Source organism: Nocardioides ultimimeridianus (assembly GCF_054777895.1).
The window spans coordinates 550,203-572,092 of the sequence record NZ_BAAHAB010000004.1; the positions used below are offsets into that span (position 1 = coordinate 550,203).

Annotated in this window: 22 protein-coding genes; 1 reads left to right on the top strand and 21 read right to left on the bottom strand. The window is 71.6% G+C overall.

From position 1 onward, the window contains the following. Nucleotides 1-108: 108 nt before the first annotated feature. The 20 genes from der to ACYU8V_RS05180 all read right to left on the bottom strand — a co-directional run bounded on the left by der (nt 109) and on the right by ACYU8V_RS05180 (nt 20,126). On the bottom strand, nt 109-1,437 hold the full coding sequence (der, locus tag ACYU8V_RS05085; RefSeq protein WP_460845640.1) for a ribosome biogenesis GTPase Der: 1,329 nt from the start codon (nt 1,435-1,437) through the stop codon (nt 109-111). Next, nucleotides 1,430-2,128 carry a (d)CMP kinase gene (gene cmk, locus ACYU8V_RS05090; protein WP_460845641.1) on the bottom strand — a complete coding sequence of 233 codons (699 nt, stop codon included), beginning with the start codon at nt 2,126-2,128 and terminating at the stop codon, nt 1,430-1,432. Before cmk ends, der begins: the two co-directional genes overlap by 8 nt. 11 nt (nt 2,129-2,139) lie before the next feature. Next, nucleotides 2,140-3,225, bottom strand: coding sequence for a prephenate dehydrogenase (locus ACYU8V_RS05095; protein ID WP_460845642.1), 1,086 nt, complete (start codon nt 3,223-3,225; stop codon nt 2,140-2,142). Between the two features lie 10 nt (nt 3,226-3,235). Further along, entirely contained in the window at nt 3,236-3,838 is a 603-nt protein-coding gene (locus tag ACYU8V_RS05100) for a hypothetical protein (RefSeq protein ID WP_460845643.1), read from the bottom strand. An 84-nt stretch (nt 3,839-3,922) separates the two neighbouring features. Beyond that, a complete protein-coding gene (locus ACYU8V_RS05105; protein ID WP_460845644.1) occupies nt 3,923-4,561 on the bottom strand; it encodes a class I SAM-dependent methyltransferase in 639 nt (212 codons plus the stop codon). Between the two features lies 1 nt (nt 4,562). Beyond that, entirely contained in the window at nt 4,563-5,315 is a 753-nt protein-coding gene (locus ACYU8V_RS05110; protein ID WP_460845645.1) for a pseudouridine synthase, read from the bottom strand. Continuing rightward, nucleotides 5,312-5,962, bottom strand: coding sequence for an SMC-Scp complex subunit ScpB (gene scpB, locus ACYU8V_RS05115; protein ID WP_460845647.1), 651 nt, complete (start codon nt 5,960-5,962; stop codon nt 5,312-5,314). Before scpB ends, ACYU8V_RS05110 begins: the two co-directional genes overlap by 4 nt. Further along, nucleotides 5,955-6,851: a segregation and condensation protein A gene (locus ACYU8V_RS05120; protein ID WP_460845648.1), complete on the bottom strand. Its 897-nt coding sequence runs from the start codon at nt 6,849-6,851 to the stop codon at nt 5,955-5,957. Before ACYU8V_RS05120 ends, scpB begins: the two co-directional genes overlap by 8 nt. Beyond that, complete coding sequence (locus ACYU8V_RS05125) at nt 6,844-7,182, bottom strand: hypothetical protein (protein WP_460845678.1); 339 nt, start codon at nt 7,180-7,182, stop codon at nt 6,844-6,846. The genes ACYU8V_RS05120 and ACYU8V_RS05125 overlap by 8 nt, the downstream gene beginning before the upstream one ends. A gap of 2 nt (nt 7,183-7,184) precedes the next feature. Next, nucleotides 7,185-8,165: a ParA family protein gene (locus tag ACYU8V_RS05130; RefSeq protein ID WP_460845649.1), complete on the bottom strand. Its 981-nt coding sequence runs from the start codon at nt 8,163-8,165 to the stop codon at nt 7,185-7,187. Nucleotides 8,166-8,311: 146 nt separating this feature from the next. Then, nucleotides 8,312-10,804, bottom strand: a complete 2,493-nt coding sequence (locus ACYU8V_RS05135) for a DEAD/DEAH box helicase (RefSeq protein WP_460845679.1) — start codon at nt 10,802-10,804, stop codon at nt 8,312-8,314. Nucleotides 10,805-10,838: 34 nt separating this feature from the next. Further along, on the bottom strand, nt 10,839-11,771 hold the full coding sequence (xerD, locus tag ACYU8V_RS05140; RefSeq protein WP_460845681.1) for a site-specific tyrosine recombinase XerD: 933 nt from the start codon (nt 11,769-11,771) through the stop codon (nt 10,839-10,841). Nucleotides 11,772-11,850: 79 nt separating this feature from the next. Further along, nucleotides 11,851-12,966: an alanine dehydrogenase gene (ald, locus tag ACYU8V_RS05145; protein ID WP_460845650.1), complete on the bottom strand. Its 1,116-nt coding sequence runs from the start codon at nt 12,964-12,966 to the stop codon at nt 11,851-11,853. 119 nt (nt 12,967-13,085) lie between these two features. Further along, the gene (locus ACYU8V_RS05150; RefSeq protein ID WP_460845651.1) at nt 13,086-13,571 is read right to left on the bottom strand and encodes an Lrp/AsnC family transcriptional regulator; all 486 of its coding nucleotides are present in this window, start codon (nt 13,569-13,571) and stop codon (nt 13,086-13,088) included. Nucleotides 13,572-13,581: 10 nt separating this feature from the next. Continuing rightward, nucleotides 13,582-15,273 (bottom strand): CTP synthase, encoded by a 1,692-nt coding sequence (locus tag ACYU8V_RS05155; RefSeq protein WP_460845682.1) that lies wholly within the window; start codon nt 15,271-15,273, stop codon nt 13,582-13,584. An 85-nt stretch (nt 15,274-15,358) separates the two neighbouring features. After that, nucleotides 15,359-17,095 carry a DNA repair protein RecN gene (gene recN, locus ACYU8V_RS05160; protein ID WP_460845652.1) on the bottom strand — a complete coding sequence of 579 codons (1,737 nt, stop codon included), beginning with the start codon at nt 17,093-17,095 and terminating at the stop codon, nt 15,359-15,361. Further along, nucleotides 17,092-18,060, bottom strand: a complete 969-nt coding sequence (locus ACYU8V_RS05165) for an NAD kinase (protein ID WP_460845654.1) — start codon at nt 18,058-18,060, stop codon at nt 17,092-17,094. The genes recN and ACYU8V_RS05165 overlap by 4 nt, the downstream gene beginning before the upstream one ends. Continuing rightward, complete coding sequence (locus ACYU8V_RS05170; protein ID WP_460845656.1) at nt 18,057-18,899, bottom strand: TlyA family RNA methyltransferase; 843 nt, start codon at nt 18,897-18,899, stop codon at nt 18,057-18,059. The genes ACYU8V_RS05165 and ACYU8V_RS05170 overlap by 4 nt, the downstream gene beginning before the upstream one ends. Nucleotides 18,900-18,902: 3 nt before the next feature. Further along, nucleotides 18,903-19,079 carry a hypothetical protein gene (locus ACYU8V_RS05175; protein ID WP_460845658.1) on the bottom strand — a complete coding sequence of 59 codons (177 nt, stop codon included), beginning with the start codon at nt 19,077-19,079 and terminating at the stop codon, nt 18,903-18,905. 9 nt (nt 19,080-19,088) lie between these two features. Then, nucleotides 19,089-20,126: an HAD-IIA family hydrolase gene (locus tag ACYU8V_RS05180; protein WP_460845659.1), complete on the bottom strand. Its 1,038-nt coding sequence runs from the start codon at nt 20,124-20,126 to the stop codon at nt 19,089-19,091. Nucleotides 20,127-20,173: 47 nt separating this feature from the next. Between ACYU8V_RS05180 and ACYU8V_RS05185 the strand changes: the two genes are divergently transcribed. Then, entirely contained in the window at nt 20,174-21,313 is a 1,140-nt protein-coding gene (locus ACYU8V_RS05185; protein ID WP_460845660.1) for a DUF1015 family protein, read from the top strand. On the opposite strand, the gene ACYU8V_RS05190 is transcribed toward ACYU8V_RS05185, so the two are convergent. Further along, nucleotides 21,273-21,605, bottom strand: a complete 333-nt coding sequence (locus ACYU8V_RS05190; RefSeq protein WP_460845662.1) for a single-stranded DNA-binding protein — start codon at nt 21,603-21,605, stop codon at nt 21,273-21,275. The genes ACYU8V_RS05185 and ACYU8V_RS05190 overlap by 41 nt on opposite strands. Nucleotides 21,606-21,890 lie beyond the last annotated feature (285 nt).

The window sequence follows — 21,890 nt, forward strand, 5'->3', positions numbered from 1 at the left end:
CGGCTGCCCGGCCGGCAGCGCGGCGGGAGGGGGCGTCGCCCGCCTCCTACCCCAACGCGACAGCGGATCTGTGCCTTGAGGGCGACGGCCCCGGAGACGCGCTCGGCCCTATTTACGCCGTCGCTTTTCCCTGGGCTTGACGTTGAGCACGATCGGGGTCCCCACGAACCCGAACTCCTCACGCAGCCGGCGCTCGATGAACCGCTCGTAGCCCGCGTCCAGTTTCCCGGAGGTGAACAGCGCGAAGGTCGGCGGAGACACGGTGACCTGGGCACCGAAGAGGACCTTCGGCTGCTTGCCGGACCGCACCGGGTGCGGGTGCTCGGCGACCAGACGACCGAGGAAGGCGTTGAGCGCACCGGTGGTGACCCGCGTCTCCCAGCCCTCGATCGCCTTGTCCAGCGCAGGCACGATCCGGTCGATGTGCCAGCCGGTCTTGGCGGTGATGTTGATCCGCGGCGCCCACTGGACCTGCACCAGGTCGCGCTCGATCTCGCGGTCGAGGTAGTAGCGGCGCTCGTCGTCGACGAGGTCCCACTTGTTGAAGGCGATCACGAGCGCCTTGCCGGCCTCGCGGACCTCCTGCAGGATCCGCAGGTCCTGCTCGGCGATGGACTGCTGGGCGTCCAGCACCAGCACGCACAGCTCGGCGCGCTCGATCGCCGAGGACGTCCGCAGCCAGGCGTAGTACTCGTGCCCCGAGGCCTCCTTGACCCGCTTGCGGATCCCGGCGGTGTCGATGAAGCGCCACTCACGCCCGCCCAGCTCGACGATCTCGTCGACCGGGTCGACGGTGGTGCCGGCGACGTTGTCGACCACGACCCGCTCGGAGCCCGCGAGCTTGTTGAGCAGGGAGGACTTGCCGACGTTGGGCCGGCCGACGATGGCGATGCGCCGAGGGCCACCGACCTCGACCTCCTCCTCGTCCGGCGGGTCGGGCAGCATCGCGAGGATGGCGTCCAGCAGGTCGCCCGAGCCGCGGCCGTGCAGCGCGGAGACGGTGAAGGGCTCGCCGAGGCCGAGGTTCCACAGCGCCGCGGCCTCGTGCTCCTGGCGCTCGTCGTCGACCTTGTTCGCGGCCAGCAGGACGGGCTTGCCGGACTTGCGCAGCACCCGCACCACCGCCTCGTCGGCGTCGGTGATCCCGATCGTCGCGTCGACCACGAACAGGACGGCGTCGGCCAGCGTGACCGCGATCTCGGCCTGCTCCTTGATCCGCTCGGCCATGCCCTTGGCGTCGGGGTCCCAGCCGCCGGTGTCGACCAGCGTGAACGCCTTGCCGTTCCACTCGGCGTCGTAGGAGACGCGGTCGCGGGTGACGCCCGGGATGTCCTGGACGACCGCCTCGCGTCGCCCGAGGATGCGGTTCACCAGCGTGGACTTCCCGACGTTCGGGCGCCCCACGACGGCGAGCACGGGCAGGTAGTGGTCAGGCATGGTGGTCCTTCGGTACGGCGACGAGCTGGGCGACCCGGTCGACCACCTCGTCGAGTGTCAGGTCGGTGGAGTCGATGTGCACGGCGCCGTCGACCATGGTGAGCGGCGCGACGGCCCGCCCGGAGTCGATCGTGTCGCGGGCCAGCAGCGACTCCTGGGTGGCCGTGATGTCGGCGCCACCGTTCTCGGCGGCACGACGCGCCGCGCGAGCGGTCGGGTCAGCGGTCAGGTAGACCTTGACCTCGGCCTCGGGCCAGACGACCGATGCGATGTCGCGGCCCTCCACCACGATGCCGCCGCCGCCGATGATCGCGCGCTGCTCGGCGAGCAGCCGCCGGCGTACCTCGGGGACGGCGCTGACCGGCGACACCGCGGCGTTCACCGCATCGGAGCGGATCTCGACCGAGACGTCGACGCCGTCGACCGCGATCGTCGGCGCGGCCGGGTCGGTGCCCGAGACCAGGCTGGGCTTGTCGGCGAGCGCGGCCACGGCCGTGGCGTCGGTCACATCGACGTCGTGCTGCAGCATCCACAGCGCGACCGCCCGGAACATGGCCCCGGTGTCGAGGTAGCGCAGCCCGAAGCGGGAGGCCACCGCGCGGCAGGTGCTGGACTTTCCGGAGCCGGAGGTTCCGTCCACCGCGATCACGAGAGACGCCAGGTCGGTTGCGCCGAAATCGGGGTGAGTCACGGGCCACAAGCCTACCGTTGGACGGCCCATCCCCTGGCTTCGAGAGCGCCCACCAGCTCGGCTGCGGCGGTGGTGGCGACGTCGAGCTCGACCAGCCCGTAGTCGCGACCGGGGTCGTGATCGATCCGGACGTCCTCGATGTTGACGCCACTGTCGCCGGCGTCGGCGAAGAGCCGGGCGAGCTCGCCCGGGTGGTCGGGCACGGCGACGCGGACCGCGCTCATCGGTCGCGGCGGTCCGCCGTGCTTGCCCGGGATCGCCCGGGTGCCCACGTTGCCCTGCAGCAGCAGCGACGCGAGACCGTCCCGGTCGCCGCCCTCGACGGCGTCGATGGCGAGGTCGAGCCGGGACCGGAGCTCGGTCAGCAGTGTGGCGACCGCCGTGGCGTTGCCGCCGATGATCTGGCTGTAGAGCCGGGCGTCGCCCCCGGCCACCCGGGTCACGTCGCGCACGCCCTGCCCGGACAGCGCGAGGTGGTCGGGAGAGGCGCCGGCGAGGGTCCCGGCGACGAGCGCCGACATCAGGTGCGGCACGTGCGAGGTCCGCGCGACCGCCCGGTCGTGCTCCACCGGCGAGAGCCGTACGACGACCCCGCCGCACAGCGCCACCAGGTCCTCGACCACCTGCACCGCGCTGGCCGTCGCCCTCGGGCCCGCGGTGATCGCCCACGGCCGGCCATCGAAGAGATCGGCGAACGCGGTCAGAGGACCCGACCGCTCGGTGCCCGCCATCGGGTGGCTGCCGACGTACTGCGAGGCACGCGGGTGACCGTCGACCGCCCGCAGCGGCGTCTCCTTGACGCTTCCCACGTCGGTCACGACGGTCGTGGGTCCGGCGTTGTCGAGCGCCTCGCGGATCGTGGAGCCCAGGTGGTCCGGCGGCACCGCGACCACGACCAGCTGCGGCACGTCGTCGGCGCCGCGCGCACGCCCCGCGCCGAGGCCCGACGCCGTCCGCACGTGGTCGGGGTCCTTGTCGCTGAGCAGCACCTCGAGCCCGGCGCGGCTGCAGGCCAGCGCGATCGACGTACCGATCAGCCCCACGCCGATCACCTCGACCGGGCCCACCAGCCGTCCACCACCACTTGCTGCCGTCACGCGCGCAAGGTTAGCGGCGGGCCCGCTCCGAGCTCCGACCTGTGCGGTCGATCCGGGCCCACGCGAGGTCCCCCAGCAGCTCGATGGTCGCCCCGCGCCCGAACCGGAGCATCCGCCCACGGGCTCGTCCCAGCCAGCGTCCTGGTGTCTCGAGCGCGAAGGACGCGTCGAACTCGCCGCTGCGCCGGGCGGACGGAGCGAACTGCGTGGCCGTGGCCCCACTCAACACCGTCCCTGAGACGGTCAGCAGGAGCGGAACCGTCCGGCCGGTCCAGAACCGCGCGAGCAAGGCCACCGATGGCCCCGGCGGAATCGGCCAGGGACCGCTCAGCACCTCCGCGGTGTCCGGCCATTCCGAACCGGCCGCCACGATGCGACCACGCGGCAGACGAGCCACCACGGCACCGTCGGGGAACAGCTCCCTCGTCTCATCCCGCGACAACGCCGGCCGCGACGCCAGCTCCTCGATCGCTGAGGAGTCGTAGAGCGTCGCAGCGGCCGTCCGGATCGGCTCACCCGCGATGCCGGTCGCCAACAGGTGCTGGCTGGCCGAAAGGCTGAGACCGCACGTAGCCAGCCGCCGTGCCGCCGCTCTCTCCGAGATCAAGTCCATCGACCCACTCTCTGCTGACCCACCGACACAACGCTCGGGCCGCTAGACCCCATGGGTCAGGTGACCCATGGGGTCTAGCGCCGGTCACGCACGCGACGCGAGAAGGACAGCCTGATCGTCCCTCTCCCCACCGCGTGGACTCCTGACCAGACGCGCGGTCTCCCGCAGGCCGGCCGCACTCAGCCAGCCGCTGACTTCGTCGGCGGTGAAGCGGTAGCGCAGCAGGGTGACGTCGTGGCCGTGGCGGGCATAGGCCGCAGACACGTCGCGACTGCCGTCTCCGGCCTGGAACCCGACGAGCAGGTGGCCGCCCGGTCGCAGCACTCGGGCCGCCTCCTCGTAGAGACGCGCCTGGCCGCCGCGATCGGTGTGGATCGTGGAGTACCAGAGCAGCACCCCGTCGAACGTCGCGTCCGCGAAGGGCAGGTCGGCCAGCGACGCAACGCCGAAGTCGACGTCGGGATGGTCGCGCCGTGCCATCGCCACCATGCCCGGTGACAGGTCGACGCCGCGCACCCGCGCGCCCCGGTCGGCGAGGTACCGGCTCATCCGGCCCGCCCCGCAACCGGCGTCCAGCACGTCCCCGTCGCCGACCAGCGCGAGGAAGTCGTCGACCATCGCCAGGTCCAGCGCGGCCTCGACCGAGGTGTCGCTGATCAGCTCCGCATAGGTGGCGGCCACCGTGTCGTAGGCCTCGCTCACGCGTGCGTAGCGCTCGTCCACCTCAGCGACCGACGATCTCCAACAGCTGGCCGAGCTCGTCGTGGGTGAGCTCACGCGTCGCGCCGGGCTTGAGGGTGCCGAGCTCGACCGGACCGAACCGGATCCGGCTCAGCTGCTTGACCGGGTGGCCGACGTGGTCCATCAGCCGACGCACGATCCGGTTGCGGCCCTCGTGGATGACCAGCTCGACGATCGAGGCCGAGGCGTTGGCGTCGATGACCCGCACCCGGCGTACCTGGACCGCACCGTCGTCGAGGGTGATCCCGGCGAGCAGGTCCGCCACCGTGCCCTTCGCGATGCGGCCGACGACCTCGGCGACGTAGGTCTTGTCGACCTCGTAGGAGGGGTGCGCCATCCGGTGCGCGAAGTCGCCGTCGTTGGTGAGCAGCAGCAGACCGGAGGTGTCGGTGTCGAGCCGTCCGACGTGGAAGAGCCGCTCGGGCCGGTCGGTGACGAAGTCGGCGACGGTACGCCGCCCCTCGGGGTCGGCCATCGTCGACACGACGCCCCGCGGCTTGTTGAGCACCAGGTAGACGTGGTCCGACACGGGAGGCAGCCGCTTGCCGGACACCTTGATCACCGCGGTGCGCGGGTCGACCTTGGTGCCGAGCCGGGTGACGATCTCGCCGTCGACCTCGACCTCGCCGTCGAGCATGAGCTCCTCGCACTTGCGACGCGAGGCCACCCCCGACTGGGCGAGCAGCTTCTGCAGCCGGATGAGGCCCTCGTCGTCGGTCTCGATCTCCCGGCTCATGAGGGGTCCGCCGCATCCGGGGCGCTGTCCGCCACCTCGTCGTTCGCTGCGGGTGATCCCCCGAACGCCTCGGTGAGCTCGTCCTCGAGGTCCTCCAGGTCGGGCAGGTGCGGCGCCAGCTCGGGCAGCTCGTCGATCGACACCACGCCGATCCGCTCCAGGAAGTACGACGTGGTGCGGTAGAGCGTGGCTCCGTGCTCACCGTCCTGGCCCGCGTCCTCGACCAGGCCGCGGTTGACCAGCGTGCGCATCACACCGTCGACGTTGACGCCACGGATCGCCGAGACCCGGGCGCGCGACACGGGCTGCTGGTACGCCACGACCGCGAGGGTCTCCAGCGCTGCCTGGGTCAGCCGGGCCTGCTGGCCCTCGAGGACGAACGCCTCGACGACCGGCGCGAACTCCTCGCGCGTGTAGTAGCGCCAGCCGCCCGCGACGTTGCGCAGGTCGAAGCCCCGGCCCTGGTCGGCGTACTCCTGCGCCAGATCGGTCAGCGCGGCGGCCACCTCTCCGGCCGGGTAGCCCACGGCGGTGGCCAGCGCCACCTCGTCGAGCGGCTGGTCGGCGACCATCAGCACCGCCTCCAGTGCCGGCCGCAGCGCGGCGACCGGGACGGCGAGCGCCTCCTCGGTCTGCTGCTCAGTCATCGGTGTTCTCCTCCGGTGTGTCCGGTGTCGTCTGCTCCGGCGGTGGGCCGCCGTCGAACTCGTCGGTGATCAGGTCCCCTGCGTCCACATCGTCGTCGCCGGTCCATCGGATGGTGAGCTCCCCCAGCGGCGTCACCTGGTCGAACGCGACCGCGCCCTCGCGGAACAGCTCGAGGAGCGACAGGAAGCGGGCGACCGTGGTCAGGGTGTCCGGCGAGTCGCCGCACAGCGAGCGGAAGGTCACCGTGCCGACCCGCCGCAGGCGCTCGACCACGATCGCAGCCTGCTCCCGCACCGACACCGTCGGGGCATGGATGTGGTGCAGGGTGAGCTGCAGCTCCGGCTTCGGCTCCATCGCCTTGGCGGCGAGTGCGGCGAACTGGTCCAGGCCGATCCCGATCAGCACCTCGGGCAGCAGCCCGGCGTACCTCTCCTCCAGGCCGACGGCCCGCGGGAACCGCTTCGCCTCCTCGGCCAGGCGTCGGTCCAGCACAGCCGCGATCTGCTTGTAGGCCTTGTACTGCAGCAGCCGTGCGAACAGCAGGTCGCGCGCCTCCAGCAGGGCGAGGTCCTCCTCGTCCTCCACGTCGCCCTGCGGCAGCAGCCGGGCCGCCTTCAGGTCGAGCAGCGTGGCGGCGACCAGCAGGAACGACGTGGTCTCCTCGAGATCGGCGCTGTCGCTGGCGGTCAGCACCTTCATGTGCGCGATGAACTCGTCGGTGACCTTCGACAGGGCGATCTCGGTGACGTCGAGCTTGTGCTTGGAGATCAGGCTGAGCAGCAGGTCGAAGGGACCCTCGAAGTTCGTGAGCCGGACCTCGAAGCCCCGTTCCTCCCGGTGGTCGAGCTCGTCGAGACCCTCCAGATCCGGCCCGGCCGCATCATTCACGCAGGCGCCTCACCAACGGCGCGTCCTCACCCTGCTCCTCGAGGTCGCCGAGCACGATGTGCAGCGCTTCGCGCACCAGCCGGCCGCGGTCGACCGCGAGCCCGTGCTCACCGCGCAGCGTCAGCCGCGCGCTCTCGATCTGCATCAGCTCGGTGGCGGTGACGTAGACCGTGATCTTCTCGTCGTGCCGGATCCGCCCGCTCGGCCGCTTCCCCACGGCCGAGTCGGGCGAATCCGGGGTCTGGTCGGGCGGTGCGTCAGGCACCGCCCGGAGCTCGTTGGCCCCTTCGTTGGCAGCCGTCGGACGGAAGAGGTCGTCCGCGGCCGGCAGGCTCACGCGTCGGGCCACCGCAGGGACACCTCCCTGGCCAGCTGGCGATACGCCTCCGCGCCCGTGGAGTCCGAGGCGTAGGACGTGATCGGCTCACCGGCCACGGTGGAGTCGGAGAACTTGACGGTACGACGGATCACGGTGTGGAAGACCGTGTCGCCCCAGGCCTGCACCAGCCGCTCCATGACCTCGCGGCCGTGCAGCGTGCGGCCGTCGAACATCGTGCCGAGGACGCCGTCGATCTCGAGCTTGGGGTTGAGCCGCTCCTTGACCTTGTCGATCGTGGTCTTGAGCAGCGCCACACCGCGCAGCGCGAAGTACTCGCACTCCAGCGGCACGATGACGCCGTCGGAGGCGGTGAGCGCGTTGACCGTCAGCAGGCCGAGGGACGGCTGGCAGTCGATGAGGATGACGTCGTACTCCTTGATGGCCGGCGCCAGCACGCGCTGCAGCGTCTGCTCGCGCGCGACCTCGTGGACCAGCTGCACCTCGGCGGCCGACAGGTCGATGTTCGAGGGCAGCAGGTCCATCCCGGGCACGCCCGAGGGCACGACGACGTCGTGGAAGTCGACGTCGCGCTCCATCAGCAGGTTGTAGATGGTGAAGTCCATCTCGTGCGGGTTGAGCCCGAGGCCGACCGACAGCGACCCCTGCGGGTCGAAGTCGACGAGCAGCACCTTGCGGCCGTACTCGGCCAGCGCGGCACCCAGGTTGATCGTGGTCGTCGTCTTGCCGACGCCACCCTTCTGGTTGCACATCGAGATGACGCGCGCGTTGCCGTGCTCGACGATCGGCTTCGGGTCAGCCAGGACCGGCACCGGCCGGCCGGTCGGGCCGAGCACCGGGGCGGCGGCCTTCACCGCGGGCTCCACGCGCTCAGCGGGCTTCTCGAAGGGCAGCGGCTCGGCCACGTGCTCCCGGAGCTGCTCGGGCCGGTCGCCGTCGCCCAGCGGCGGGGTCGGGATGACTGCCCTGGGGGGCATGTCCGGTGCACTGGAACCTCCGAAGAAACCGACCACGGGACTCACCTCGAGTTGTTTGTTAGGGCGGCTTCCCCACCGCCCCGGACAACCTCAATCCAACAATGTCGACACGGAGACATTGCGCAGACACGCCGCGTCCCGGCCGCTCAGTCGCCGAGGCACCTCATCGCCAGGGTCCGCACGACGGCCTCGCCGGCCGCGTCGGACGCCGCCAGGTCGACCTCGGCCTCGATCACCCAGTCGTGGTTCCCGGCCGGATCGTGGATCGTCTGCACCACGCGCCAGACCGCGGGCGAGCGCTCGATCCGCAGCAACGACGGGCCGCGTGCGTCGCCGTCGGTCAGGACCCGGTCGTGCTCGGCGTAGTAGTCCTCGATCGCCGCGTCCCAGTCGTCGGCGGTGAACGACGGCTCGGTCTCCAGCGCTGCGAGCTCCTCGACGCGGTCGCGCGCGACCAGGTCGACCCGGCGCCACAGCGCGTTGCGGACCATCACCTCGAACACCCGGCCCTGCTGCGACAGCGGCCGCGGCGGTGGCGGTGGCGCGTGCTCGCTGACCGCACGGGAGACGTGCTCGGGGTCGTTCATCGCCTCCCACTCGTCGAGCAGCGAGGAGTCGACCTGCCGCACGGTCTCGCCCAGCCAGTCGATGAGGAGGTCCAGCTCCTCGGTCCGGTACGCCGCCGGCACGGTCTGCCGCAGCGCCCGGTAGGCGTCGGTCAGGTAGCGCAGCACCAGGCCCTCGGAGCGGGCGAGCTGGTAGCGGGAGACCAGGTCGCCGAAGCCCATCCCCTGCTCCCACATCTCCCGGACGACCGACTTGGGGCCGAGCGCGTCGGGATCGAGCCACGGGTGCCGCTCCCGGTAGGTCTCGTAGAGCGGCTCGAGCAGGTCGGCGAGCGGCTGCGGCCAGGTCACGTCCTCGATGAGGACCATCCGCTCGTCGTACTCCACGCCCTCGGCCTTGAGCGCCGCGATCGCCTCACCGCGGGCGGCGTGCTGCTGGGCGAACAGCAGCGGCCGGGGCGCCTCGAGCACGGCCTCGACCACGGAGACCACGTCGAGCACGAAGGTCGCGGAGTCCGGCTCGAGCACCTCGAGGACAGCCAGGGCGAAGTGCGAGAGCGGCTGGTTGAGGGCGAAGTCGACAGGCAGCGCCTCGGTGAGGACGTAGCGACGCCCGTAGGGGTCGACCTCGTCCAGCCGGGTCACGACACCGGAGGCGACCAGGCTGCGGGTCAGCCGGACGGCGCGCTTGGCCAGCTTCAGCTGCGTGGCCCGGTCCTCGTGGTTCTCGGTCATCAGCCGGCGCATCACCCCGAACGCGTCCTCCTCGCGGGTGAGGACGTTGACGAGCATCGCGTTGTCGACCTTCATCTGCGACCTCAGAGGCTCGGGCCAGCCCTCGACGAGCTTGGTGAAGGTCTGCTCGGTCCACACGACGGTGCCCGGCGGCGGCTTGCGCAGCTGGGCCTTGGAGCCGCGCTTGGCACGCTTCTCCTCGCTCATCGCCGCGTTCTTGGCCGCCGCCTTCGCCTTGGCCCGCTCGTTCTCGATGATGTGCTCGGGCGCCTGCACCACGACCGTCCCGGCGGTGTCGAAGCCCGCCCGGCCCGCTCGCCCGGCGATCTGGAGGAACTCGCGGGTCCGCAGCACGCGCATCCGGCTGCCGTCGTACTTGGCGAGCGCGGTGAACAGCACCGTCCGGATGGGCACGTTGATGCCAACGCCGAGGGTGTCGGTGCCGCAGATGACGGTGAGCAGACCGGCTTGGGCGAGCTGCTCGACCAGGCGGCGGTAGCGCGGCAGCATGCCGGCGTGGTGCACGCCGATGCCGGCCTTGAGCAGCTGGGACAGCGTCTTGCCGAACCCCGCCGCGAACCGTACGCCGGCCAACCGCTCCGCGATCTGCGCCTTGCGCTCCGGGTCGCGCTTGTCGAACACCTTGCTCGCCAGCAGCGACGTGGCGTGCTCGACCGCGGCCGCCTGCGTGAAGTGCACGACGTAGACCGGCCCCTGACCGGTCGTCACGAGCTCCTCGAGGGTGTCCCCGAGCGGCTCCAGCGACCATTCGAAGCTGAGCGGCACGGGCCGCTCCGCGCGATCCACGGTCGCGGTCTCGCGCTCGTTGCGGCGGGTCAGGTCGGCCGCGAGCTCGGTGGTGTCCCCCAGCGTCGCCGACATCAGCAGGAACTGGGCCTGGGGCAGCTCGATCAGCGGCACCTGCCATGCCCAGCCGCGCCCCGGCTCGCCGTAGAAGTGGAACTCGTCCATCACCACCATGCCGACGTCGGCGGCCGAGCCCTCGCGCAGCGCGATGTTGGCCAGCACCTCCGCGGTGCAGGCGATGATGGGCGCGTCGGCGTTGACTGCGACGTCCCCGGTGAGCATCCCGACGTCCTCGGCGCCGAAGACGGCGCACAGCTCGAAGAACTTCTCGCTCACCAATGCCTTGATGGGCGCGGTGTAGAACGTGACCCGGTCGTCGGCCTGCGCCGTCATCGCGGCGGCGACGGCCACCAGCGACTTCCCCGACCCGGTCGGCGTCGCCAGGATGACGTTGTTCCCGGCGAGCAGCTCCAGAATCGCCTCCTCCTGGTGCGGATACAGCTCGAGGCCACGCCCCTCGGCGTACCCCATGATCCGGTCGTACGCCGCCTCCGAGCCGCCCACGTCAGGCCCGTGCCCGCGGGTGCGCGGTGGCGAAGACCTCGCGCAGGTTGTCGACCGTGACGAGGGTGTAGATCTGGGTGGTCGTGACCGAGGCGTGGCCGAGCAGCTCCTGCACGACGCGGACGTCGGCGCCGCCGTCGAGCAGATGGGTCGCGAACGAGTGGCGCAGCGTGTGCGGCGAGACGTCCTTGGTGATCCCGGCCCGCTCGGCGGCCCGCACCAGCACGGTCCACGCGGACTGGCGGGAGAGCCGCCCGCCGCGGGCGTTGAGGAACAGCGCGGCCCCGCGCGCGCGGGCGCTGGCGGTCGATGCCGCCTCGATGATCGAGGGACGTCCGCGGGTCAGGTACGCCGCCACAGCCTCGCGCGCGTAGGACCCGACCGGCACGATGCGCTCCTTGCCGCCCTTGCCGCGCAGCAGCACGGTGCCGGCGAGCCCGTCCTCGGGCGGGTCGAGGTCGATGTCGTCGACATCGAGGCCGACGACCTCGGAGATCCGGGCGCCGGTGCCGTAGAGGAGCTCGAGGAGCGCACGGTCGCGCAGCGCCAGGACGGTCTCCGGCGCGCCGGCGGCCTCGAGCAGCGCCTCGACGTCGGAGAGCGGGAGGGCCTTGGGCAGCCGCTTGGCCGGGCTCGGCGGCTTCACGCCGGCCGACGGATCGGCCACGGCCAGCCCGTCGGACGCCGCGAACCGGTGGAAGCCACGCACGGCCACGACCGTCCGGGCGACAGAGCTCGCCGTGAGGGCCGGGTGGTCGGCGTCTCCCTGCGAGAGTCGTGCCTTGAAGTCGGTGACCGTCTGCTCGGTGACGGCGTCCAGGTCGTCGATCCCGGCCTCGGCGAGGAACTGCAGGTAGCGCCGCAGGTCGCGCCGGTAGGACTTCAAGGTGTTGTCCGCGACGCCCTTCTCCACGGTGAGGTGGTCGAGGTACATCCGGACCGCACGCTCGACCGGGCTGGCACCACTCACGCGGTCAGGCTAACGCCCCAGCCCGGTCGGGCACGCCGGTGCCTCAGGCCAGCACGCTGTCCGGGTCGACCGCGTCGATGCCGACGGCCGCACCGACGGGCGCGTTGGTCAGCAGGCCGGCGTGGGTGTTGAGGCCCAGCGCGAGGCTGTGGTCGTCGCGGCACGCCTGCGCCCAGCCCTTGTTGGCCAGCGCGACGGCGTACGGGAGCGTTGCGTTGGTGAGCGCGTACGTCGAGGTGTGCGGCACCGCGCCCGGCATGTTGGCGACGCAGTAGAAAACCGAGTTGTGGACCATGTAGGTCGGGTCGGCGTGCGTGGTGGCGTGGCTGTCCTCGAAGCAGCCGCCCTGGTCGATCGCGATGTCGACCAGGACCGAGCCCGGCTTCATCTGCGCGACGAGGTCGTTGGAGACGAGCTTCGGCGCCGCGGCACCGGGGATCAGCACGGCACCGATGACGAGGTCGGCCTGCTTGACCTGCTCCTCGATGGCGAGCTTGGAGGACGCGAGGCCGTGCACGCGGTTGTTGTAGCGCCAGAAGGACATGCGCAGCTTGTCGAGGTCGGTGTCGAGCAGCGTGACGTCGGCACCCATGCCGAGCGCGATGTTCGCGGCGTTCTGGCCGGAGACGCCGGCGCCGATGATGACGACCTTGGCGTTCGCGACGCCGCCGACGCCGCCCATGAGCACGCCGCGGCCGCCCTGGGCCTTCATCAGCGAGTGAGCGCCGACCTGGGGCGCGAGGCAGCCCGCGACCTCGGACATCGGGTAGAGCAGCGGCAGCGCGCCGGACGGCAGCTGCACGGTCTCGTAGGCGACGGCCGTGACCTTGCGCGCGAGCAGCTCGTCGGTGAGCGGCTTGTCGGCGGCGAGGTGCAGGTAGGTGAAGAGCAGCTGGCCCTCGCGCATCCGGTGGTACTCCGAGGCGATCGGCTCCTTGACCTTGAGGATCATGTCGGCCGAGCCCCATACCGCGTCGGCGTCGGGCAGGATCTTGGCGCCCGCGGCGAGGTAGTCCTCGTCGGCGATCGACGAGCCGACGCCTGCGGTGGTCTCGATGACGACCTCGTGGCCGTGGGCGACCAGCTCGTGGACACCGATCGGGGTGATGGCCACCCGGAACTCGTTGTTCTTGACTTCCTTCGGGACGCCGATGCGCATTGCTGATCTCCTGTGAGGCGGAACACTTGGTCCCGACCAGTGTCGAAGAATCACCCGCCCCGACGCCAGATGTGACAGCGAATATTCAGCAGAGCATCAGAACTTCGTCAGTACGTCGGTCAGACCCGCTTGGCGGGCTTCTCCCCCGAATCAGATTCGGCGGGTCCCCGCAGGTGCTCGAAGATCAGGTTCGTCTCCGTCATCGCGACGTCGCGGCGACCGCTCAGGTGGTGCACGACGAACTCCCGCAGCTCCTCGGAGCCGGGCGTCGCGACCTGCAGCAGGAAGTCGTCGGCGCCCGCGAGGAAGAACACGTTGAGCACCTCCGGCAGGGCCGCCATCGTGTGCGCGAACGCCTGCAGGCTCGCCCGCGACTCCGGCCGCAGCCGGACCGAGATCATGGCCTGCAGCGGGCGTCCGACCTTGGCCTGGTCGACGTCGGCGTGCACGCCGCGGATCACGCCCCGCTCGAACAGCGCGCGCACGCGGCCGTGGCAGGTGGACGGCGCGATGCCGACGCGCGCGGCCAGCACGTTGTTGGCGATCCGCGCGTCGGCCACCAGCTCGCGCACGATCGCGGCGTCGATCGGGTCGAGCTCCGCCATGGTTCTTCCCTCAGTCCTCGTCGACCGGCTCGGGATAGAGGTTGGTCTCGTCGATGGGGATCCGCAGCTCGCGCTGCCGCTTGATCGCGGCCTCGATGAGACCTGCGAACAGTGGGTGCGGCCGGGTCGGGCGCGACTTGAGCTCGGGGTGCGCCTGGGTCGCCACGTAGTAGGGGTGCACGTCGCGCGGGAGCTCGACGAACTCGACCAGGCCGTTGTCCGGGTTGGTCCCGGAGATGACGAGGCCGGCCTCGCTCAGCTGGTCCACGTAGTCGTTGTTGACCTCGTAGCGGTGCCGGTGCCGCTCCTCGACCCGCGTGGTTCCGTAGACCTCCGCGGCGATGCTTCCGGCGAGCAGGTCGGCCGGCTGGGCCCCGAGACGCATCGTGCCGCCCAGGTCGCCCGCGCCCTCGACGTACGACTTCTGCTCCTCGATCGTCGCGATGACCGGCTCGGGGGTGTTCGGGTCGAACTCGGTCGAGGCCGCCTTGGTCAGCCCCAGCTCGGTGCGGGCGTACTCGATCACCATGCACTGCAGGCCCAGGCAGATCCCGAGCGTCGGGATGCCGTGGGTGCGGGCGTAGGTCAGCGCACCGAGCTTGCCCTCCAGGCCGCGGATGCCGAAGCCGCCGGGGACCAGGACGGCGTCGACGTTCGCCAGGTGCTTGGCCGCTCCCGCCGGCGTCTCGCACTCGTCGGAGGCGATCCACTCGATGTTGACCTTCGCCTCGTTGGCGAAGCCGCCGGAGCGCAGCGCCTCGGCGACCGAGAGGTAGGCGTCGGGCAGGTCGATGTACTTGCCGACCAGCGCGACGGTCACCTCCTCCTTCGGGTGGTGCACCCGCTTGAGGAGGTCGTCCCACAGCGTCCAGTCGACGTCGCGGAAGGGCAGGTCGAGGCGGCGTACGACGTAGGCGTCCAGGCCCTCGCGGTGCAGGACCTTGGGGATGTCGTAGATCGACGGCGCGTCCGCGGCGGTGACCACGGCGTCCTCGTCGACGTCGCACATGAGCGCGATCTTGGTCTTGATGCCCTGCGGCAGCTCGCGGTCCGCGCGGCACACGACGGCGTCGGGCTGCAGACCGATCTGGCGCAGCGCGGCCACCGAGTGCTGGGTGGGCTTGGTCTTCAGCTCCTTGGACGGCCCGATGTAGGGCACCAGGGAGACATGCACGAAGAAGACGTTGTCGCGGCCGATGCGCTGGCGCACCTGGCGGGCGGCCTCGAGGAACGGCAGCGACTCGATGTCGCCCACGGTGCCGCCGATCTCGGTGATGACCACGTCGACGTCGTCGCCGTGCATGGCCAGGATCCGGTCGACGATCTCGTTGGTGATGTGCGGGATGACCTGCACCGTCTCACCGAGGTAGTCGCCACGGCGCTCCTTGGCGATCACGTTGGAGTAGACCTGCCCGGTGGTCACGTTGGCGTTGCCGACCAGGTTGGTGTCCAGGAAGCGCTCGTAGTGGCCGATGTCGAGGTCGGTCTCCGCGCCGTCGTCGGTCACGAAGACCTCGCCGTGCTGGAACGGGTTCATCGTCCCCGGATCCACGTTCAGGTACGGGTCGAGCTTCTGCATCGTCACCCGCAGCCCGCGCAGCTTGAGAAGGCGACCGAGGCTCGAGGCGGTGAGGCCCTTGCCGAGCGAGGAGGCGACGCCTCCGGTCACGAAGATGTGCTTGGTCCGACTGCCCCGCGCCATGTTCACCACGGGATTCCATCCTAGGCCATCGGAGCCCGTTCCCGGTGCTCGACGACGGAGTTTCGCCGACGTACGCCGGTAAAGATCAGCCGCGCGCCATGTCGAGCAGCTCGCGGGCGTGGGCCAGCGCGGTGTCTGAGTCGGCCAGACCGGCGAGCATCCGGGACAGCTCGCGCTCGCGGGCAGCGTCGTCGAGCACGGTCAGCCCGGAGCTCGTGACCGTGCCGTCGGAGCTCTTCTCCACCACGACGTGGCGGTCCGCGAAGGCCGCCACCTGGGGCAGGTGGGTCACGACGAGGACCTGTGCGGAGTCGGCCAGCTGGGCGAGCCGACGCCCGATCTCGACCGCCGCCGCGCCGCCGACGCCGGCGTCGACCTCGTCGAAGACGAAGGTCGGCACCGGGTTGGTGCCGGCCAGGCACACCTCTACGGCCAGCATGACGCGGGACAGCTCGCCACCCGAGGCACCCTTGTGCAGCGGCCGCGGCTCACTGCCCGTGTTCGCCGCGAGCAGCAGCTCGACCTCGTCGACGCCGTGCCGGGTGAAGCGAAGCCAGCGGTCCCCGACCTGGAGCGCGCCCTCGGGGAGCTCGCCGTGAGCGGGCGCGTCGACCTCGCTCTGCGTGACCGCCACGCTGAGGCGGGCGTGCGGCATGGCCAGCAGGGTGAGCTCGTCGCTGACCGCCTCGGCGAGCCGGGATGCCGCGTCGGCGCGGGCCAGCGAGAGCTGCTGCCCGGCGTCGGCGAGCGAGGCGCGCAGGTCACGACGGCGGGCGTCGAGCGCGGCGATCCGCTCGTCGGTGCCGTCGAGGTCGAGCAGGCGGGTGCTCGACTCCTCGGCCCAGGCGAGCACGTCGGCGATGGTCTCGCCGTACTTCCTGGTCAGGCCGATCAGCGCGGCCCGGCGCTCGGACACGGCGGCCAGGCGGGCGGGATCGGTGTCGATGCCCGATGCGTACGACGCCACATCGGCCGCCACGTCCGACAGCAGGTAGCTGACCTCGCTGACGCGGTCGGCCAATGCCGCGGCCTCCGGGTCGTGGTCGCGCACGCCCTCGAGCAGTCCACGCGCCGCCGCCACCGCGCCGAGCGCGTCGGGCGAGCCGTGCTCGCTGGACAGCGCCTCCCGCGCCTGCTCGGCGGCGCCACGCAGCGTGTCGGCGTGGCCCAAGCGCGTCTCCTCGGCCGCCAGCTCGGCGTCCTCGCCCGGCTGCGGGTCGACAGCCGCCACCTCGTCGACGCCGAAGCGGAGAAGGTCCGCCTCACGCGCGCGCTCCATGGCGGTGGCCCGGACCTGGGCGAGCTCGCGCTCGGTCGCGACGAGCTCGGTGTGGAGCTCGGCGTACGCCGCCAGCAACGGCTCGGCTCCGGCGTACCGATCCAGCGCCTCGCGCTGGGTCTGCGCCTTGAGCAGGCGATGCTGGTCGGACTGGCCGTGCACCGCGACGAGCGGCTCGGTGACGGCGGCGAGCGTCGCGATCGGCACGCCGGCTCCGCCGACGTACGCCCGGGACCGGCCCTCGCTGCTCACGTTGCGGGCCAGGACGACCACGCCGTCCTCGATCTCGCCCCCGGCCTCGTCCACCGCCTCGGCGACGTCGCTCCGCCCGGCCAGCCGGACCACGCCCTCCACGCGCGCCTGCTTGGCGCCGGCGCGCACGGCTCCGCTGTCCGCGCGGCCGCCGAGCAGCAGGCCGAGGGCGCTGACGACCATGGTCTTGCCCGCTCCGGTCTCACCGGTGATCACCGTCAGTCCCGGGCCCAGCTCGAGCGTCGAGGAGTCGATCACTCCCAGCGAGCTGATCCGCAGCTCCTCGATCATCGGGTCTCCTCCTCGCGCTCGACCTCGAAGCGCCGGTGGCGCTCGGCGGCGCCCCGCCACCCCTCGACCGAGAGTCCGAACTTCGCGACCAGCCGGTCGGTGAACGGCGCCTGGTGCAGCCGGACCAGCCGGACCGGCCGGGCTCCTCGGCTCACCTCGATGCGGGCGCCGGGCGGGAGGTCGACGCTGCGCCGGCCGTCGCACCACAGCACGCCGGTCCCCTGGTTGCCAGCGAGCACCTCGACGGCGATCACCGAGGAGGGCGCCACGACCATCGGGCGGGCGAACAGGGCGTGGGCGCTCAGCGGGACGACGCAGAGCGCCTCGACCTGGGGCCACACGATCGGCCCACCGGCACTGAAGTTGTACGCCGTGGACCCGGTCGGCGTCGCGCAGACCACGCCGTCGCAGCCCCACCGCGACAGCGGCCGGCCGTCGATCTCGACGACGACCTCGAGCATCCGCTCGCGGGCGGCCTTCTCGACGCTGGCCTCGTTGACCGCGAAGGTGGAGTACAGCAGCTCGCCGTCGAGGTAGGCCCGCACATCCAGGGTCAGCCGGTCCTCGGTGGTGTAGCGCTGCTCGATGATCGCCTGGATCGTCTCCGCGACGTCGTCGTGCTCGGCCTCGGCGAGGAATCCGACGTGTCCGAGGTTCACTCCCAGCACCGGCGTCAGGCTCTCGTGGGTCACCTCGGCGGCGCGCAGGATGCTCCCGTCGCCGCCGATCACCACGGTCAGCTCGCAGCCGTGGCTGGCGTCGCTCTCGGAGTCGGTCAGCTCGACCTGCGGCCGGTAGCCCGCCGGGTCGAGATCGAGCTCGGCCGCCTCGTGGCGCAGCAGGCGGACCACGATGTCGTGGCCGGTGAGCTCCTTCACGAACGCCCGGGCGACCTCGCGGACCTCCGGGCGCGCCGTGTGGGCGAGCACCAGCACCCGGCGTACGTCGGCTGTGTGCTCGCTCATGGGTTCAGCCTCTCATCCGGCGCCCCCACGCCGTCGGTGCCGCGTCGCACCACTGCTGTGATCTCCTCGTCGTCGATGGTCGCGGGCCCGTGGCGCAGCCAGAGGAAGAACTCGACATTGCCCGACGGCCCCGGCAGGGGGCTCACCGTCACCCCGCGCGCTCCCCACCCGCGGGCCGCCGCGGCATGGGCGACGTCGCGCACGGCCTCTGCTCGGAGGTCGGGGTCGCGCACCACCCCGCCGCGGCCCACCCGATCCTTGCCCACCTCGAACTGCGGCTTGACCATGAGCGCCAGGTCGCCGTCGGGCGCCGTCACCCCGAGCAGCGCGTCGAGCACCAGGGTCAGGGAGATGAACGACAGGTCGCCGACCACCACGTCGACCGCACCGCCGATCTGCTCGGTGCTGAGGGTGCGGACGTTGGTCCGGTCGTGGACGACGACCCGCTCGTCGGACTGCAACGACCAGTCCAGCTGCCCGTAGCCCACGTCGACCGCGACCACCTGAGCCGCCCCGGCCCGCAGCAGCACGTCCGTGAACCCGCCTGTCGAGGCTCCCGCATCGAGGCAGCGACGACCGCGGACCACGAGCCCTGCCGGCTCGAAGGCCGCCAGCGCGCCGAGCAGCTTGTGGGCACCCCGCGACACGTAGTCCGGACCGTTCGCGCCCGCCTTGACCACGATCGCCACATCGGTCGTGACGCCGGTGGCCGGCTTAGTCGCGACGGCACCAGCGACGCTGACCCGCCCGTCCGCGATCAGCTGCGCGGCCCGCTCGCGCGACGGCGCGAGCTTGCGCCGGACGAGCTCGGCGTCCAGCCTCAGTCGGCGGGGCGGCATCGATCAGGCGCTGGCGTCAGGCTGCGCGTCGAGCGCGCTCCGCAACCGGGCGTGGGCGTCCTCGAAGACCGCGGCGTGCTCGTCGAGCGGCCGCCCCTCGAGGCCGGCCACCAGGTCGAGCACGGCGTCCACGGACGCGATGCCGGTGGGCGCAGGAGCCGAAACGGGTACCTCGGTCATGCCTCGAGGCTATCGCGGCAGCGCAGCCACGTCGGGGATGCCCAGGCCTGCGACATCTGCCGCGTCGCCGACCCTGTCCAGGTGGGCCCACGCGGCGGCCGCGACCGCCCGCCACCAGTCGTCGCCGTCTCCGTCCCCCTCGACGACCAGGCGACCGTCCTCGCTCCGGGCCGACCAGTCACCGACCACCCATCGCCCGCTCGAGTCCCGCGCCTGCGGGTGCGCTACCAGGAGACCTCCGAGATCACGGGCGAGGTAGGTCGGCCGCTCCTCCGGCCCCGCCGCGACGAGCTCCTCCAGCCGTGTCACGCCGGTCAGCACGAGCAGCGTGTCGACCTCGGCGTTCCGCCCGCCGAGGATGTCGGTGTCCAACCGGTCGCCCACCATGAGCGGCCGGCTCGCCGACATCCGGTGCACGGTCTCGTCCAGCAGCGGCCGGGCCGGCTTGCCCGCCACCTCCGGCCGCACCCCCGAGAACGAGGCCAGTAGGTCCACGAGCACCCCGTGCCCGGGTGCGACGCCGTACGGCGTCGGGATGGACGCATCGGTGTTGCTGGCGATCCACGGCACGCCGTCCCGGATCGCCACGGCCGCGCGCATGATCCGCGACCAGACCACATCCGGTCCGTAGCCGGTGAGGATCGCGACCGGCTCGGCATCGAGCTCGACCGCGACCAGGCCGGCGTCGGCGATGGCCCACTCGAGCCCGGGTCCGCCGACGCAGAACACCCGCGCGCCCGGCCCGAAGCGCTCCACCGCCATCGCGGCGGCAGCCTGTGCGGAGGTGACCACATCGGCGTCCGTCGCCGGAACGCCGATGTGGGCCAGGTGGCGCGCGACCTCTGACGGCGGGCGGGCCGCGTTGTTGGTGATGAACGCGAGGCGCATCCCGGACCGACGAGCGGCGGCCAAGTGGTCGCTCGCACCGCCGACCGCGTCGCCGCCGACGTACACGACCCCGTCCAGATCGAGCATGGCGACGTCGTAGGTGCTGCAGAGCGGCTCGCCCGTGCCGACGAGCGACCCGGGACTCGACGTGGTGGACATGGCCACCACCCTGCCAGCACCAACCACACCATTCGTAGGATTCGATGATGGACGCCGTGACGCTGGTACCCCCGCCGTACGTCGCCGGACCGCTCCGTCTCCACCCGTTCGCCGCACTCCGGCTCGTCCCGCGCCGAGTGGGGGACCCGACGACCGGGCGCGCCTTCGCGCGTCCCTATCGTGACGTCGCTGCTCGGCTGAGCCGCTGGCAGACGCGCGGACTGCTCGAGCGCGACGCGGAACCCGCTTTGTACCTCCACGAGTACTCCGCCAACGGCATCACCGTCCGCGGCCTCGTTGGCGCCCTCGACGTCTCCCGCCGCGCGACGCGACCCGAAGATCGTGCCGTGCTCCCCCATGAGGGGATCCACCCGGGCCAGGCCGACGACCTCGCCGCGCGAATGGCGGAGATGCGCCTCAACCCGGCCCCGATCCTGCTCGTCCACAACGGGACCGCCCGGCTCCGCGAACTGCTCGCCGGCGTGGCTGCCCGACCGGCCGATCACCGGTTCACCGACCGCAGCGAGCAGCAGCACCAGATCTGGACGATCGTCGACCCCGAGCTGATCCAAAGCATCGGAGACGAGCTCGCGCCGACGAGGGCACTCATCGCGGACGGGCACCACCGCTATGCCGCCTACCTCCGCCTGCAGCGACGCGAACCCGGGGGTCCCTGCGACGCGGGGCTCGCCATGCTGATCGACCAACGGGCGACCCCTCTGTTCCTGGGGCCGATCCACCGCACCTTGAGCGGTACGACGTTCGACGACGTCCGCGATGCGGCCGACAGCCTCGGGCTCCCCCTGCGCAGCGTCACCGAGCACGAAGCCGTCCTGGGCCTCGCGGCCGACGCACTGCCGATCACCGACGGCGAGCAGTGGGCTCTGATCAAGCTGGGGCTGACCGCCCACCGCACTGCGGTGGAGGTGCTGCACCAGGACATCCTGCCGGCGCTCCCGCACGGTCCCTCCGCCATCGACTACCACCACACGGTCGAGGAGGCGCTCCGCGCTGCCAAGCAGCCTTCGACCGTCGGCATCCTGCTGCCCGCTCCCCCGGTCGACACCGTCATCGAGGTTGCGACCGCGAACCGGCTGCTGCCCGAGAAGGCGACGTCGTTCCAGCCCAAGCCCAGTCTCGGCGTGCTCATTCGCGATCTGCACGCCGCACCAGCCGACCCGAGCTGACCTCGATCTCGACCCGCGCGGCGGTCTGGCCGGCCACGCGGAAGAACCGGCGCCGGATCGCGCCTCGCACATCGACCAGGTCGCCCTCGCGCCAACCGCGCATGGCCCGTTGGGCACGGGGGGCCCAGGCCGAGCACTCCAGGACATCGACCGACTGACGCCGCTGCCGACCGTCATCAGGTCGAGGGACCACCAGCCGCGCGACGACGATCACGTCGCCACTGGGCAGCTCCCGGTCCACCGCCTCACCGCTCAGCCGGCCCAGCAGCCGCACCTCGTTCACCGCATCCATTGCATCCTCCTCCGCGTCATGCAAGGAAGCCTGCCGAGCGTCTCCGACATCGGGACGCGATGAATGCGCACGCCTGTGGAGGACGGCGACCGTCCCCAGGCCGGCACGGGGAGACTGGCACAGTCTGGGACCCGAGTGACGCGAGTGAAGAGCGCACTGGCAAGCGAGCGAACGAAGGCGGGAAAAACAGATGAGGGCCAGTGCACCTGCACTGGCCCTCATCGCAATGTTTGTCCGGCGGCGTCCTACTCTCCCACAGCGTCTCCACTGCAGTACCATCGGCGC

What these genes read in the sequence shown, in the direction of transcription:
- ald (WP_460845650.1), bottom strand. Translation starts at nt 12,966, where the DNA reads ATGCGCATCGGCGTCCCGAAGGAAGTCAAGAACAACGAGTTCCGGGTG.
- ACYU8V_RS05185 (WP_460845660.1), top strand. Translation starts at nt 20,174, where the DNA reads ATGGACGCCGTGACGCTGGTACCCCCGCCGTACGTCGCCGGACCGCTC.
- ACYU8V_RS05135 (WP_460845679.1), bottom strand. Translation starts at nt 10,804, where the DNA reads ATGGGGTACGCCGAGGGGCGTGGCCTCGAGCTGTATCCGCACCAGGAG.
- ACYU8V_RS05180 (WP_460845659.1), bottom strand. Translation starts at nt 20,126, where the DNA reads ATGTCCACCACGTCGAGTCCCGGGTCGCTCGTCGGCACGGGCGAGCCG.
- ACYU8V_RS05175 (WP_460845658.1), bottom strand. Translation starts at nt 19,079, where the DNA reads ATGACCGAGGTACCCGTTTCGGCTCCTGCGCCCACCGGCATCGCGTCC.
- ACYU8V_RS05110 (WP_460845645.1), bottom strand. Translation starts at nt 5,315, where the DNA reads ATGAGCCGGGAGATCGAGACCGACGACGAGGGCCTCATCCGGCTGCAG.
- scpB (WP_460845647.1), bottom strand. Translation starts at nt 5,962, where the DNA reads ATGACTGAGCAGCAGACCGAGGAGGCGCTCGCCGTCCCGGTCGCCGCG.
- ACYU8V_RS05100 (WP_460845643.1), bottom strand. Translation starts at nt 3,838, where the DNA reads ATGGACTTGATCTCGGAGAGAGCGGCGGCACGGCGGCTGGCTACGTGC.
- ACYU8V_RS05170 (WP_460845656.1), bottom strand. Translation starts at nt 18,899, where the DNA reads ATGCCGCCCCGCCGACTGAGGCTGGACGCCGAGCTCGTCCGGCGCAAG.
- ACYU8V_RS05155 (WP_460845682.1), bottom strand. Translation starts at nt 15,273, where the DNA reads ATGGCGCGGGGCAGTCGGACCAAGCACATCTTCGTGACCGGAGGCGTC.
- der (WP_460845640.1), bottom strand. Translation starts at nt 1,437, where the DNA reads ATGCCTGACCACTACCTGCCCGTGCTCGCCGTCGTGGGGCGCCCGAAC.
- xerD (WP_460845681.1), bottom strand. Translation starts at nt 11,771, where the DNA reads ATGTACCTCGACCACCTCACCGTGGAGAAGGGCGTCGCGGACAACACC.
- ACYU8V_RS05190 (WP_460845662.1), bottom strand. Translation starts at nt 21,605, where the DNA reads ATGGATGCGGTGAACGAGGTGCGGCTGCTGGGCCGGCTGAGCGGTGAG.
- ACYU8V_RS05165 (WP_460845654.1), bottom strand. Translation starts at nt 18,060, where the DNA reads ATGAGCGAGCACACAGCCGACGTACGCCGGGTGCTGGTGCTCGCCCAC.
- recN (WP_460845652.1), bottom strand. Translation starts at nt 17,095, where the DNA reads ATGATCGAGGAGCTGCGGATCAGCTCGCTGGGAGTGATCGACTCCTCG.
- ACYU8V_RS05130 (WP_460845649.1), bottom strand. Translation starts at nt 8,165, where the DNA reads ATGCCCCCCAGGGCAGTCATCCCGACCCCGCCGCTGGGCGACGGCGAC.
- ACYU8V_RS05150 (WP_460845651.1), bottom strand. Translation starts at nt 13,571, where the DNA reads ATGGCGGAGCTCGACCCGATCGACGCCGCGATCGTGCGCGAGCTGGTG.